Source organism: Rhizobium rosettiformans W3 (assembly GCF_004912135.1).
Lineage (GTDB): Bacteria > Pseudomonadota > Alphaproteobacteria > Rhizobiales > Rhizobiaceae > Allorhizobium > Allorhizobium rosettiformans.
Genome location: NZ_STGU01000001.1, coordinates 1 through 14,898 on the forward strand (window position 1 = coordinate 1; position 14,898 = coordinate 14,898).

General features: G+C 61.6%; 11 protein-coding genes. 3 read left to right on the forward strand and 8 right to left on the reverse strand.

The window, feature by feature from the left end; genetic code table 11:
• Positions 1-107: 107 nt before the first annotated feature.
• Positions 108-1,022, reverse strand: coding sequence for a LysR family transcriptional regulator (locus FAA86_RS00005; protein WP_136537805.1), 915 nt, complete (start codon positions 1,020-1,022; stop codon positions 108-110).
• A 188-nt stretch (positions 1,023-1,210) separates the two neighbouring features.
• On the opposite strand from FAA86_RS00005, the gene FAA86_RS00010 reads away from it, so the two are divergent.
• A complete protein-coding gene (locus FAA86_RS00010; protein ID WP_136537806.1) occupies positions 1,211-2,203 on the forward strand; it encodes a L,D-transpeptidase in 993 nt (330 codons plus the stop codon).
• Positions 2,204-2,766: 563 nt separating this feature from the next.
• Positions 2,767-4,989: a mechanosensitive ion channel domain-containing protein gene (locus FAA86_RS00015; protein WP_136537807.1), complete on the forward strand. Its 2,223-nt coding sequence runs from the start codon at positions 2,767-2,769 to the stop codon at positions 4,987-4,989.
• A 36-nt stretch (positions 4,990-5,025) separates the two neighbouring features.
• On the opposite strand, the gene FAA86_RS00020 is transcribed toward FAA86_RS00015, so the two are convergent.
• From FAA86_RS00020 to FAA86_RS00050, 7 genes are read right to left on the reverse strand one after another with little or no spacing between them, the layout of a single operon-like run.
• A complete protein-coding gene (locus FAA86_RS00020; protein ID WP_136537808.1) occupies positions 5,026-6,801 on the reverse strand; it encodes an ABC transporter ATP-binding protein in 1,776 nt (591 codons plus the stop codon).
• Positions 6,798-7,757, reverse strand: coding sequence for an acetamidase/formamidase family protein (locus tag FAA86_RS00025; protein ID WP_136537809.1), 960 nt, complete (start codon positions 7,755-7,757; stop codon positions 6,798-6,800). Before FAA86_RS00025 ends, FAA86_RS00020 begins: the two co-directional genes overlap by 4 nt.
• 7 nt (positions 7,758-7,764) lie before the next feature.
• Positions 7,765-9,381: an ABC transporter substrate-binding protein gene (locus FAA86_RS00030; RefSeq protein ID WP_136537810.1), complete on the reverse strand. Its 1,617-nt coding sequence runs from the start codon at positions 9,379-9,381 to the stop codon at positions 7,765-7,767.
• Positions 9,382-9,407: 26 nt separating this feature from the next.
• On the reverse strand, positions 9,408-10,328 hold the full coding sequence (locus FAA86_RS00035; protein WP_136537811.1) for an ABC transporter permease: 921 nt from the start codon (positions 10,326-10,328) through the stop codon (positions 9,408-9,410).
• Positions 10,328-11,227 (reverse strand): ABC transporter permease, encoded by a 900-nt coding sequence (locus tag FAA86_RS00040; protein ID WP_136537812.1) that lies wholly within the window; start codon positions 11,225-11,227, stop codon positions 10,328-10,330. Before FAA86_RS00040 ends, FAA86_RS00035 begins: the two co-directional genes overlap by 1 nt.
• Positions 11,202-11,813: an ANTAR domain-containing response regulator gene (locus tag FAA86_RS00045; RefSeq protein ID WP_136537813.1), complete on the reverse strand. Its 612-nt coding sequence runs from the start codon at positions 11,811-11,813 to the stop codon at positions 11,202-11,204. Before FAA86_RS00045 ends, FAA86_RS00040 begins: the two co-directional genes overlap by 26 nt.
• Positions 11,810-12,886 (reverse strand): transporter substrate-binding protein, encoded by a 1,077-nt coding sequence (locus tag FAA86_RS00050; RefSeq protein WP_136537814.1) that lies wholly within the window; start codon positions 12,884-12,886, stop codon positions 11,810-11,812. Before FAA86_RS00050 ends, FAA86_RS00045 begins: the two co-directional genes overlap by 4 nt.
• Positions 12,887-13,325: 439 nt before the next feature.
• Here FAA86_RS00050 and FAA86_RS00055 point away from each other — a divergent pair, with 439 nt between their 5' ends.
• A complete protein-coding gene (locus tag FAA86_RS00055) occupies positions 13,326-14,891 on the forward strand; it encodes an ABC transporter substrate-binding protein (protein WP_136537815.1) in 1,566 nt (521 codons plus the stop codon).
• The last annotated feature ends 7 nt before the right edge of the window (positions 14,892-14,898 follow it).

A 14,898-nucleotide genomic window follows, 5' to 3' on the forward strand; every position in this document is an offset into this window, starting at 1 on the left:
CGTTGGGAAGGCTTAGAATGGCTGCCTTGCAACCTTCCGATGTCCTCAGACTGGCATGCTGAAAGCTTGCGAACCAGTGAATTAAATTAGTCTAATATGAGAAAGTCTCATGGTTGCACCAGCTTCAGGATCTCCTTCTGCGCGCATCGCTGGGATTTCCCGAGCTCCTGCCTGAACCAGCGCATCAACGCATCCAGAGCAGGCTCGGTGCGGCGGCTCTCCTTGATGCAGAGGTGGTAGTCCTCGTGTGTCGGGAGCTTCGCGGGATCGAGAAGTGTCAGCTGTCCAGCATCCAGTTCGGGTTGTGCGAGGAAGTCCGGAACCAGTGCTGCGCCGAGATCCCGACGCACCATGTCGAGCGCGATCACATAATGCGAGGCAAACAGCCATCGGCAGTCGAGCGGCAGGAGATCGGCCCTTCCGGTATAACGGGCATAGGCCTGCCAGTCGCTTCCGATCTTGCCGGGTTGCAGCTCGGTGGTGATGTAGCGGAAGCCATTATTTCGTGCCGCAACAGATGAAGACACGATGGGAACGAGATTTTCCGGCCAGAGCAGCTGTGCATGGTAACCGCGATCCCTCGGCAGCGTCGTCACGAAGGCATCGCCCGAGGCATCGGAGAGCTCCGGATCCTGCGCATACATCAGGATCTGCAGATCGATATCCGGATGGGCCTGATAGAAGGACTGAAGCCGCGGCACGAGCCAGGCCTGGGCGAAACTGCTGCAGATCGCAAGCCGCACCCGATCGCGGGTGCCGCCGATCGCCTCGGCCAGCGAGCGGTCGATTTCGGCAAAGGCCGGCTGCAGGCGTCGCGCGAGGTCTCGCCCGGCATCCGTCAAGGCGATGCCGCGGCCATGTTTCTGGATCAGCCGTTCTCCGACGATTTCTCCGAGCAGACGCAACTGGTGGCTGACGGCGCTTTGGGTCACCCCGAGTTCCTCCGCTGCCGCTGCGACGGAGAGATGGCGAGAGACCGTTTCGAACGTGTGCAAGGCCCTGAGGTTATGCCTGAAATCCATCGCGTGATCCTTGAGGCGGCAACAAGCTCTAAATCCGGCGCACTCTACCCCGCCGCAGGCAAGAGTGGATGCGCCTGAAACTAACGTTTCATGAGGATTATTTAAAATTCAAGAGAGAAACTCATTGGACACTCGCGGTCGGCACTGAAATGCTCTCTCCCGTCGAAATTGTGAACGAGAGATCGACCATGAGGAAGGCAGACGAGGGCAGGCGTCTTTTTGTGAAGGGGATGTCGGCGGTCGCGCTTCTTGGCAGTCCCGTCGCACTGCTGGCCGGGGAAGTGATGAAGGAGGTCGCGGCCTTGAAGCCGGGAGAGTTCACCTGGCATCCCGAGCGGCAGCGGATCGGGCCGGTGGCGATCATCGTCTCGCTGCCGGAGCAGCGCGTCCATGTCTACCGCAACGGCATCCGCATCGCCGTTTCCACCTGCTCGACCGGAAAGCCGGGTCATGAGACGCCGACCGGCGTGTTCGTGGTCCTGCAGAAGGACAAGCATCACAAGTCCAGCACCTATGACGATGCGCCGATGCCGAACATGAACCGGCTCACCTGGTCCGGCATCGCGCTCCATGCCGGAAATCTGCCCGGTTATCCGGCCTCGCATGGCTGCGTGCGCCTGCCCATGGACTTTTCGGAGCGCCTGTTCGGCATCACCCATCTCGGCACACCGGTGATCATCTCGGGCGCCGCCACCGACCCCTATGACATCACCCATCCGGGCATGGTGCTCGGCGCCTATGCGGCCCGCGAGTTCGAGGGCGCGGTCGCGGCCCTGCACGGCAAGGAGCGCCCCAGCGACTGGACGGATCTGAGCAAGCAGCCGGTGGTTTCGGTGATCATGTCAACCTATGACCGGCGTGCCCTCCTGGTGGAGAATTCGGAGATCCGCGCAGAGGGCCAGATCACCGTCAGCGGCAGGGACAAGCTCGGCAGCCATGTCTTTCTGCTGGACAGTCTCGATCAGGCTGCCCAAGGCATGCGCTGGATCGCGTTTGCGAACTCCGAGGAAGATCCGGGGGTTGTCAGCACGGCCGCCAACATCATCTCCCGCATCTCGGCCGACCCGCCTTTCGTCTCCACCATGCAAAAGGTCCTGCATCCCGGCGCCATCCTCATCCTCACCGACGCGCCGCTTGCCCCCGACAGCCGATCGGGCAAGGATTTTGTGATCATGAGTTGAGAACGAACCTTCCCATGCACACGCCCATCGCTGCAGAGGAGAGGCGGCGTAGTCCACAGCGCCACATCCGGGGTCACTATTTCACACGATCCGATCGAAACCGGTCGCGCGGTGGTCAAGATTTGACCCGAGATGTTCTAGCCACCGAAGTGGAACAATCACTTCCGTTTTCCGTTCTCAACGGGTGAGCGAAAGGGAGTGAAGATGAATAATGTAATCTATCTCGTAGGCTTGGTTGTCGTTGTCATCGCGGTCCTGTCCTTCTTTGGTTTGGGCTGAGCGACATCAAGCGCTTCTTGGCGGATACTATCCGCTTCACCGGTGATGATCGGGCGATAATCCAGCCCGTTCTTCACCGGTCGCCGTTTCCAAACATCTCCCAATTGCCGCCATGCATGGCCCGCGCCTCACGAGGATCGGGCCTTTATCTTTGAGCTGGGGCTGAGGTGCTGACGGGATGGCGCACCAGAGCGGGTAGAAGAAGCTTTTGATGTTCAAGAGGGTTGACGTCACAAGCACCGGCGCCATGTCGACCGGTGGAGTTGCTCAGTCGAAAGTGTCCCATGAACTTCAAAAATCGTGTCGCCAGCCTTCTGGTTCTTCTGGTCCTCATCACCGTTCCTTCGCTTGCCTATGCGCAGGAGAGTGCCGAGCCGGCGTCAAATCCGACCAGCAGCGTCAATGATCTGATCCGGATCCTGGAGAGCGAGGAAGCGCGGGGTGCGCTTCTCGACAGGCTGAAGGCTGAGGCTGCCGCTCAGGAGAGCGGGGAGGCGAGTGACGCGAATTCGACGATCGCGCGGCAGGTTGCCGAACAAACGCGGGCTGCAGCCGAGCAGATCGTCGATGGGGCGGAAGCGGTCTGGAGCGGTCTTGCGGCTCTTGTCGTGATGTTCTCCGATCCGAGCCTGGTTGATTTTGCGGAATTCCGCACTCTGGTGATCAATGTCATTCTGGTCGGCGCCGGTCTGTTTGCTTCCTATCTCGTGCTCAGGCTCCTCGCGCATCCTCTCCAGCGCTCACTCGATCGCCGTGCTGCCGGACGCAACTGGTCGATCCGGACGGTGCTCGTTCTTGTCGCAACGATCATCGACATCCTGACCGTGGCCCTGGCCTGGGGTGCGGGTTATCTGATCGCTTTGCAGCTCGTCGGCGGCAGAACCGGGCAGATGGACATCAACCAGACCCTGCTCCTGAACGCCTTCCTGGTCGTGGAGATGATCAAGGTGGCGATGCGGCTCTTCCTGCAGGCGCGCTTTCCAAACCTCAGGGTCCTGCCGATCTCGGACCTGACGGCTGCCTATTGGTATTTCTGGCTTGCGCGCGTGGTTTCGCTCATTGGCTACACCTTCATGTTCGTGGCGCCGATCCTGGCATCGAACGTCTCGGAAGCCGCGGCCCAGGCGGCGCGGGTGCTGGTCATGCTGACGGCGCTGGTGATCGGGATCGTCGTCATCCTGCAAAACCGTGAGCGGGTTCGTCATGTCCTCTCGTCGCGGGCGGCAACGGGTCGAACCGATTTCCTCAGCCGCAGCGGCGCCCTGCTCGCGGGAATCTGGCATCTCCTGGCCATCGCCTATCTGATTGCCATCTTCGGCGTCTGGCTGGTCAATCCCACGGATGCCCTGCCTTTCATGATGGCTGCGACGCTGAAATCGGGTGTGGCTGTCGTCGTGGGCGGATTGGTGATCGCCTTTATCGGCCGCTTCGCGAATGTGGGCCTGAGGCTTCCCGATGATGTTCGGGCGCGTCTGCCGGCGCTTGAAGCGCGACTGAAAGCCTTCGTGCCGCGGGTCATGCAGATCATCCGGACGGTGGTGACGATCGGTGTGATCATCGCCATTGCGCAGTCCTGGGGGCTCATCGACTTCCTCGGCTGGCTTTCCTCCGAGGCCGGTCAGCGGGTCAGCGGTTCGGCCCTGGCGGCGCTGGTCATACTGTTGCTCGGCTTCGTCGCCTATCTCGCCATGTCTTCCTGGGTGGAGTACCGGCTCAACCCGCAGTTTGGCAGCATTCCGACCAGCCGTGAAAAGACGCTGCTCTCTCTCTTCCAGAATGCCTTCACCATTGCGCTCGTCGTCCTGGTTTCGATGCTGGCGCTGGCGCAGATCGGCGTCAATATCGCGCCCTTGCTGGCCGGTGCCGGTGTCCTCGGTCTGGCGATCGGCTTTGGCGCGCAGAAGCTCGTTCAGGACATCATTACCGGCGTCTTCATCCAGCTGGAAAATGTGATGAACGAAGGCGATGTCGTTAGCCTTGGCAGCCTCAGTGGTGTCGTGGAGAGGCTGACGATCCGCTCCGTTTCGATCCGTTCGCTCGACGGAACGCTGCATCTGATCCCGTTTTCCTCGGTCGACACCGTTTCCAACATGATGAAGGGCTTCAGCTATCATGTGGCGGAAATCGGGGTCGCCTATCGCGAGAACATCGACGAGGTGAAGGAGGCCATGCAGGAGGCCTTCGACCTTCTGATGCAGAGCGAATGGCGTGACATGATCATCGACAAACTCGACATGCATGGCGTCACCGCTTTCGCCGACAGTGCGGTGATGGTGCGCGCTCGCATCAAGACCGTTCCGGGCGGTCACTGGGCCACGGGGCGTGCCTATAACGAGTTCATCAAGCAGGTTTTCGACAGGCGGGGGATCGAAATCCCGTTCCCGCATGTCACCCTCTATATGGGCGAGGACAAGGCCGGGGGTGCGCCGCCCCTTCGGGTGAGGAACGACGCAGGCTCGAAGGAGGATGCGTCCGAAAAGCCGGCCCTGATTACGGACCCGGATTGATCGAGAGGCGAGAGCTGCAATCGCCGCAGCTCTCGCCTAGACCTTTTCTGCGACAAGGTGGCCGCCACCGATATCGACGAGCTTCACGCGTTCGGGCTGGGTGCCGACCTTCCAGACAGGGCTGGGGATCTCGTCGGACATTCTAAGCCCCGGTTGGCGCTCGCGGCGCGGGTCTGGGACTGGCACGGCAGACAGAAGCCGTTTCGTATAGGGATGCTGCGGATTGCCGAAGAGCTGCGCCCGCGTTCCCATTTCGACGATCTGGCCGAGATACATGACTGCCACGCGGTCGGAGATGTTCTCGACCACAGCCATGTCATGGCTGATGAAGAGGTAGGTGACGCCGCTCTCCTTCTGCAGGTCGCGGAGAAGGTCGAGAACCTTCGCCTGGATGGAAACGTCGAGGGCGGCGACGCTCTCATCACACACGATCAGCTTGGGCTTGAGGGCAAGCGCACGGGCGATGCAGATGCGCTGGCGCTGGCCGCCCGAGAACTGGTGCGGGTAGCGATTGTAGACGCTCGGCGACATTTCCACGCGCTCCAGCAGCTCGCGCACGCGGGCCCTCTGTTCGTCTGGCGTGCCGATCCCATGGATCACCAGAGGCTCGCGGATCAGTTCGCCAACGGTCATCCGCCCATCGAGAGCGGCCATCGGATCCTGGAAGACGATCTGCAGATCGCGGCGGACTGCCTTGCGCCCGGCGCTGCCCAGATCATGCAGAGCCTGGCCGTTGATCTCGATGCGGCCGGTATGCGGCACAAGCCCCACCAGTGCCTTCGCCATGGTCGACTTGCCGCAGCCGGATTCTCCGACCAATGACAAGGTCTCACCCCGGAATATCTCCATCGAGACATGCTCGACGGCGTGCACTCGTGCGGCGACGCGACCGAGCAGGCCCTGGCGGATCGGGAACGTCACCGAGACGTCGCCGTATTTGACCAGCACGTCGCGGCTTTGCGGCTCTTCCCGGGAAGCCCCCGTGCCGATGCGTGGAACGGCTGCGAGGAGATCGCGGGTATACTGATCCTGAGGCGCATCGAAGAGATCGACCGTCGAGGCCCTTTCGACCATTTTCCCCTTGCGCATCACAATGACCCGGTCGGCCATCTCCGCAACGACGCCCATGTCGTGGGTGATGAGAATGACGGCCGTCCCGAGTTCCCGCTGCAGGTCTCTCAGGAGGTCGAGCACCTCGCGCTGTACCGTCACGTCGAGTGCCGTCGTCGGTTCGTCCGCGATGAGAACGGCGGGGCGCAGGGCGATGGCCATGGCGATCATCACACGCTGACGCATGCCGCCGGAAAGCTCGTGAGGATATTGCTCCAGCCGCTTCTCCGGCTGGGAGAGGCGGACAGCCTTCACCGCTTCGAGCGCGCGGGCCCTCGCTTGAGAGAGAGAAAGCTGTTCATGGGCGCGGATTGCTTCGATCAACTGGCGCCCGATGCTCATGACTGGGTTGAGTGCGGTCATCGGTTCCTGGAAGATCATGGCGATGCGTGCGCCGCGCATCGCCTGCATCGTCTTTTCCGGAAGCGTCGTCAGCTCCGTTTTGCCGAAGCGGATGGAGCCCCCGGTCACCCTTACGGCAGGGGCCGGCAAAAGCCCCATGCAGGCGAGCGAGGTGATGGACTTGCCGGAGCCGCTTTCCCCCGCGATCGCCAGTGTTTCTCCGCGATGCAGATCGAAGCTCAGTCCGTCGACAAGCGGAACGAGCCCCTGATTGGAGCGGGCAGAGACCTGTAGGTCGCGAACCGACAGCACGATATCCGCCGTCTTGTCGATCACGGGTGAAAGCATGGCTGCGGTCATTCGAAGACGGCCCTCGGGAAATAGAAGCTGACAACGACATTGGGCATGTCGACGATCTCGGAGATACGAAGATCGCCGCAGGTCGAGACGAGCATATATGCGTCCACCGGATCCATTTTTCGGGTGGTGGCGAGCAGATCGACCATCCCGGCGACAGCGTCCTTGGCCGCAGTCCACAGGTCAGGGCCAATGCCCGTCGTCACTTCATAGCCCTTGGCGTCGAGGTGACGCGTCACCGGACCGGGTGTGGTGAAGCGCGGGGTCTTCAGCGGCTGGTCCTTGATGAGGTCAAGCGTCAGCACGACGTCGAAGGGGCTTTCGATGGCCGTGCCGCAAACTTCCCCATCACCTTGTGCGGCATGGGTGTCGCCGACGGAAAAGAGTGCGCCATCGACCTCGACCGGCAGGTAGAGCGTCGTTCCGGCTGCGAGATCGCGGATATCGAGATTGCCGCCCACACGGCGCGGCGGCACGACGGTGTGATGGCCCTTCTCGGCCAGCGCGTTGCCGATGGTCCCGGCGAACGGTTTCAGCGGCACGCGGCCGTTCTTGCCGAAGAGGGCTGGCTCCATGCTCGTTGCGTCGAATTTCCAGACGTTGAGCGCGGGGTCGGTGAACTGATCAGCCAGCAGCCCGAAGCCCGGAATGTTTGCCGTCCAGCCGAAGCCTGCACCATCGCGCAGCTGCGGGGTGAAGCTCTCGATCGTCACCTTCAGCACGTCGCCGGGCTTGGCGCCATCGACGTAGATCGGTCCGGATACGGGGTTGATCTTGGCGAAATCCAGCGCCACCACGTCCTCGACGGTGGACTGGGGGCCGAGCTGGCCCCCAGAACTGTCAAGGCACTGGAACAGGATCGTCTCGCCCGGCGCAGCGGTCAGGGCAGGGGCAAACGCGTTGTCCCAGCCGAAATGGTGCTGATGGGCATGGATCGTGTGGTTGCAGTGCTTGCACATGGCTGCATCACTCCTTGATGAAGACGTAGTCGTAGTTGACCGGGATCGAGACCGGATCGACATAGAGGGCGTCATCGCCGCCCATACGGGCCGACTTCATCGTGTAACGCTGCTCGTTGAAGACCGGCGCCCAAGGGGCGTCTTCCATCACCTTCATGTAGATGTCGGACCATTTTGCCAGACGCTCGTCCGTCTTGGCCGGATCCACGATGGAATCGGCCTCAGCGGCTGCCTTGTCGAGATCGGCGTTGCAATACTTCGCCCAGTTCCAGCCGCCTTCGCCAGCGCCGCTGCAGCCGAGGATCGGACCGTAGAAGTTTGCCGGATCCGGGAAGTCTGCAATCCAGGCCATGCCGCCGGACCAGATCATCGGCGCGGTGCCGGCACCGCCAGCTTCGATCACGTTGGCCTGGGCCAGCGACTTGATCGAGGCGTTGATGCCGATTGCCTTCAGATCCTGCTGGATCGCCTGGGCGATGCGCGGGTTCGGGTCCGTGTTCATGACGAACAGTTCGGTGTCGAAGCCGTCTGCATAGCCGGCGTCCGCCAGGAGCTTCTTGGCGCCTTCCTGATCGAACTTGTAGCCGGCATAGTCCTTGGTGTAGCCGGGCATGGACGGCGGAAGCGGCTGGTTTGCCGGGACGGCGCGACCGTTGATGACCTGAACGATGCGGTCCTTGTTGATCGCCATGTTGACGGCGCGGCGGACTTCGACCTTGTCGAACGGCGCCTTGGTGACGTTCATGGTGATGTAGCCGGTGTGCAGCTGGCCGCCTTCAACCACCAGGCTCTTCTGCGCTTCGTCCTGCATGACTTCCACGAACTTCGCCGGCGGGATGCCGTCGCCGGGCACGTCGACTTCACCGTTCTGGGCGCGGAGCAGGGCAACCACCGGCTCCTGACCGACTTCAACCGTGAAGCTGTCGAGGTAAGGCACGCCGGAGATCCAGTAGTCCGGGTTCTTTTCGAAGACGAGACGTTGGCCGAGCGCCCATTCCGTCAGCTTGAAGGCGCCAGTGCCGACCGGCTTCTTGCCGAAGTCTGCTCCGGCTTCCTCAACGGCTTCCTTCGGCACGATGAAGGAGAAGTTGAGCGCCATGATGTGCAGGAATGTCGCGTCCGGACGCGAGAGCTTGAACACCACGGTGCCTGCATCCGGAGCGGTCACGCCGGAGACGGTTTCGGCCTTGCCTTCTGCGGCTGCGTCATAGCCGTCGATCATCGAGAAGAAGCCCTGGCCGGGTGACTGCGTGGCCGGGTTTACCACGCGGTTGATCGAGTAGACGACGTCATCGGCAACCAGTTCGCGGCCGTTGTGGAACTTGACGCCGGGGCGCAGCTTGAAGGTGTAGGTCAGCCCGTCTTCGGAGATTTCATAGCTTTCGGCCAGACCCGGGCGCAGGGTCGTGGTGCCGGGCTCGTAGTCCATCAGGCCGTCGAAGACCGACTTGATCATCGACCAGTTCTGCCAGTCATAGCCGATCGCCGGATCGAGGGTCGCGACATCGTCCTTGTAGGTCACCACCATGTTGCCACCGTGCTTCGGCTCCTGAGCCTGGACCGGCGCGAAGGCTGGCAGAGCCATGAGCGTTGCGAGGGCAGTCGAAAGAATGAGCTTCTTCATAGGCCTTACTCCTGTGGGTTGAGGTTTCAGCGTAGTTTGATGCGCGGATCGATGAGGGGCGAAATCAGGTCGGCAATCAGGTTGCCAAGGACGATGCCGCAGGCCGAGACCAGCGTGACGCCCATGATGATGGGTATGTCGACGCGCTGGATGGCCTGCCAGGCCAGCTGGCCGATGCCCGGCCAGCCGAACACGCTCTCGACCACGACGATGCCGGACATGAAGATGCCGATGTCGATGCCAACCATGGCGATGATCGGCAGGATCGCATTGGGCAGAGCGTGATTGAGAATGACCTTGCTGCGCCCGAGGCCCTTGGCTCGGGCGGTGCGGATGAAATCTGCCCGCAGGACATCGATCATCGATGAGCGCATGATGCGGGAGTACCAGCCGGAGCCGAGAATCCCGAGCGTGATCGCGGGGAGCACTAGATGGGCGAAGGTGCCGTAGCCGCCGATCGGAAACCAGCCGAGCTTTACGGCGAAGACGAAGAGCAGCAGCAGGGCGACCACGAATTGCGGGGCAGAGACGGTCAGGAAGCTCGTCAGCATCAGGCCGTTGTCGATCGCCTTGCCGCGATTGAGCGCCGCAATGATGCCGAGCGGCAAGCCGATCAGCAGTTCGCAGGCGATCGCTGCGACCAGCAGAAGCAGGGTCGCCGGCAGGCGGGAGAAGAGGAGTTCGGCAACCTCGGTCTTCTGCAGGTAGGACCGTCCGAAGTCGCCCTGGATCAGGTTCCAGAGGTAATTGCCATACTGGACGATGAACGGCTGATCGAGGCCGAGCTGCTGACGGATACTTTCGACCGTCGCGGCCGTTGCCGAACGGCCCGCGATCTGGCGGACCGGGTCGGCCGGCAGGACGTAGAGCAGCACGAAGGTGATGAAGGACACGCCGAGCAGGATCAGTGCCGATTGGACCAGTCGTCTCAAAATGTAACCGGCCATCAGTCACGCCCCTGTTGTGTCGGGTCGAGGATGTCGCGCAAGGCGTCGCCGACGAGGTTGAAGGCGAGAGCCAGCAAGAGAATGGCTGCGCCGGGAATGAAGACGAGCCAAGGCGCCGACTGGAAGTATGTCTGGTTTTCGAAGATGATGTTGCCCCAAGACGGCATTGGTGGTTGTACGCCGATGCCGAGGAAGGACAGGGTTGCCTCCAGCAGCACGGTCGTTGAGATGCCGAGGGTCCCCCAGACGATCAGGGTCGGGACGAGATGCGGCAGGATGTGCCTGAACAGGATGCGGCCGTGGCCCGCGCCCAGCGTCTTTTCTGCAGCGATATAGTCCCGCTCGGCCAAGGAGGAAGTCTCCGTGAAGATCACCCGTGCCGTCTGCACCCAGTTGACGAAGGCGATGACCATCGCAACGATCCAAAGGGAGGGGGAGAAGATGGCGGCAAGGCAGATGGCCAGCAGAAGAGCGGGAAACGCCATCATAAGGTCGGTGAAGCGCATGAGGACGGCACCAATGATCCCGCGGAAGTAACCTGCGGTGACGCCGACCAGCGTGCCAATCAGCAGGGCCGCGCCGTTTGCCGCCAGACCGATGATGAGCGACGTCTGTGCGCCGTAGAGAACGCGTGAGAACAGGTCGCGTCCGAGAAGGTCGGTGCCGAACCAGAAGGTTGCATTGGGCGGCATCGGCGCGCCTTCGATGGTCAGACCGTCGAAGAATTGCTCGTAAGGATCGAAGGGCGCCAGCCATCGGGCAAAGAGTGCGCCGCCGACACAGATCAGGATGATGATCAGTCCCAGGACCGCCAGCTTGCGCCGGGCGATCTGCTGGAGGACGGAAGGTCCGCTTTCCGACAGGATTATCGGATTAGGCGGGGTCGATGTTTCTGACATCGTCAGTGCCCTTCTCGTTCGAGTAGTTTGCCACGAGCCGTTCGGCGGCCACTTCGATCGTCACACGCCAGGCCATCGCGGTCTGGCGCAGGAACTCGTAGGCCTCTGCCTCCGTCTTGCCTTTCATGATGAAGATCATCACGGCACGCACGATGGTCTGGCGCGCCGAAAGGCGCGTCTGCAGATCGGCAATCAGCGCCTCGGATGCCTTGGCGCGGTCGAAATTGCTGCGGGCGACGAGGAGGGCGGCATAGACGCCCTTGTCGCTCATCGGTTTCAGAAGCTGAGCATGCGCGCCCATCTGCATGGCCCATCGCAGGCGCCCGGGTGCTTCCGAGCCGATCAAGGCGATCATGGGCATGGGGGATTGACCCGCCGCCCAGGGAAACTGTTCGTCGTGCCCCATGTCGGCATCGTAGAAGATGAAGTCGGCCTCGATCGTTTCGGCCGGCAGCTCCGGCCAGGCTTCGTGCACGTCCAGCCCGATGACGCCGAGCTGGCGGACGAGGCCTTGCACGGAGGGGTGGGGCCTGTGCAGGACCCAGGCCGTTGCTCCGCCAAGATTTTCCGTCCTGATCCGTGTCATGAAACCACCTGCAGGCGCGATCCCGGTCGCGCCGGCTGCGACCGTTGCGTGAGATAGGGATCGGCGCGCATTTCCGGCAATGTCTTGATCTGGTGGAAACGGCGGTCCTTCAGTTGAGCTATGATCGTCGGCTGGCTTGCATGCAGGTGTACCGGGTCGAGCCGTGTCTTGCGGCGACCGCGGACGGCGGAGTGCAGCAGTTCGGCCAGAGAAAGCTCCTCGGCGCCCGGCCGGCCATTCAGCAACCAGGCGAGCTCATGCACCGACTGGCGGGCCATCTCTTGGAACGAGCCGCCGAGGCCGCCATCCGGCTCGAACCAGGGGCCTGCAGAGATCAGCCCGTCGGCCGCGTCGCCGGCTGCATCGATCTCGCATTCGGTGAAGTTGCAGGAGAGGACGGTCATGCCTTCTGTGGCTCCCAGTTCCTGCTTCAGCTGCGCCAAACGCTCGAGAAACGCATAGGCGCTGTCGCCCACAAGCGAGTTCAGGATGAAGCTCGGCCTCAAGGTCCTGATATCGTTGATGATGTGATCGAGTTCGGTATCGCCCAGCGGCAGATAGCGATCTGCAAGAACCTGTCCGCCCGCGGCGGTGATCTTCTCGCGCGCGATCTGCGCCATCTCCCAGCCCCAGATATAGTTGGAGCCGATGAGGTAAGCGCGCGAGCCCAGTGCCGGGAGTGCCCAGTCGAGCAGGGGCAGGAGATGCTGGTTGGGGCAGGAGTGCATGTAGGCGACGCGTTCCGACGCTTCGAACCCCTCATAGGGCACCGGATACCACAAAACCCCGTCGAAGCGCTCGAGCTCGGGGATGACTTCCTTGCGGCTTGCCGAGGTGATGCAGCCGAAGATGTGCCGAGCCTGGGAGCCTCGCAGAATTTCCCGGCAGAGCGGCGCGTAGCGGTCAAGGCGACCATCGGGATCCCGTTCGACGACGTGGAACGACAAGTCGAGATCCGGGTCGGCATTGACCTCTGCCACACCTGTCAGCACGCCATTGCGGCTCGCGCCTGCAAGTGCCGCATACATGCCGCCCCGGGAGAGCAGTAGGCCGATGTTGATGATCCGCTTCATGGAAGCTCCAATGCAAAAGCCCCGCACGATGCGCGCCGGAAGACGCGATCAGAACGGGGCCCAAATGCCAGATATTTCGCACAGCCTACCCATGAAGCCTGTGCTTGTGAAGTTTAATTGCGTGATGAACCCATAAATTTATGAAATCAGTCTTCTGCGTCTGCTTGTTGCGCAAGATTTGTGCATTCGTTGCTTAAGCGGAGTGCAGGGTGACTTGAAGCGTGCATCTCCAGGGTTGCTCTCTGTAGCGAGGAGGGGCCCATCTTCGCATTTCAACCTTCATGCAGGAGATCGAACGCCTGAAAACTATCGGCGCGCGGTCCCCGTTATCGCCTGAGATTTCCCATCACGCAAATCGAATAATGATAAATCATTGCGTGTATGTAATTTATCATTATAAATAGTCTTCTGAGATATGCCAAATCGAAAGGACTTTCCCATGAAGAGGCTGTTCCGGAATGCCCTCGCGGCTGTCGGGCTCGTTTCACTCCTTGCAGGCGCGGGACAGGTTGCGGCGCAAACGCCGCCTAATGTGCTTGTCGTCGGGCAGATCGCCGAACCCAAGTCGCTCGATCCCCATACGGTCACGGCGACCAACGACTTCCGGATCCTCGTCAACATCTATGACGGTTTGGTGCGGTTCAAGGATGGCACGCTTGAGGTTGAGCCGGCTCTGGCGGAAAGCTGGGACATCTCCGAAGACGGGAAGACCTACACATTCAAGCTGCGCGAGGGCGTGAAATTCCACGAGGGCTCGGACTTCAACGCCGAGGCCGTGAAGTTCAATTTCGACCGCATGCTGAAGGAAGATCATCCCTTCTACGACACGGGTCCTTTCCCGCTGTCGTTCAACTTCGCGTCGGTGGACTCCGTCAACGTGATTGATCCGCTCACGGTCGAATTCAAGCTGAAGGAGGCGTTTGCCCCGTTTCTCTCGAACCTTGCCTATCCAACGGGTCTGATCGTGTCTCCGGCCTCGGTCGAGCAGCATGGCAAGGACTATGGGCGCAATCCCTCGGGCACCGGCCCGTTCAAGTTCGTTGAGTGGCAGTCGAACCAGCGGGTCGTGATCGAGGCGAACCCGGACTATTGGGGCGGGGCCGCCGGTCTTGAGGCCGTCGTGTTTCGTCCGATCACCGATGCCAATACGCGCGTGGCGGAAATGATGGCCGGCGGGATCGACGTGATGGTCGAGGTGCCGCCGGACAATCTGGCCACCTTCAAGCAGGATGCCGCATTTAGCGTTGCCGAACAGGCGGGCCCGCATGTCTGGTTCGGTATTCTCAACACCAAGAGTGGTCCCTTCGCCGACAAGCGTGTTCGCCAGGCCGCCAACTACGCCGTCAATAAGCAGACCCTTGTCGACAATGTACTGCAGGGCACCGCGACCGTTGCGGCCGGTCCCATTCCGCCGGCCTTCAACTGGGTCGAAAGCTCCGTCTCTCCCTATGCCCATGATCCTGAAAAGGCCAAGGCACTGCTGGCCGAAGCAGGCGTCGAGAAGCCAGAGGTCACCTTCTACGTGACCGAGGGTGGCTCGGGCATGCTCGACCCGGTGACTATGGGGGCGGCGATCCAGGCTGATCTCCAGGCTGTCGGCTTCGACGTGAAGATCGAGACCTACGAGTGGAATACCTTCCTTGGTCGGGTCAATCAGGGTCTCGACGGACAGGCCGACATAGCCGAGATGGCCTGGATGACCAATGATCCCGACACCGTGCCGTATCTGACGCTGCGCAGCGACGCGATGCCGGACCAGGGCGGTTTCAACTCGGGCTACTATTCGAACCCCGAGGTCGATGCTTTGCTGGAGAAAGCCCGCACCTCCACGGATCAGGCGGAACGCGGCAAGCTTTACGCCCAGGTTCAGGAGATCGTCCATGACGATGCTCCCTGGCTCTTCGTTGCCAACTGGAAGCAGAATGCGGTGACGACTGCGGCGGTCCAGGGCTTCAAGCTGCAGCCGTCCTTCCTCCTCAACCTGCATGGCGTGACCAAGCAGTAATCCTCCT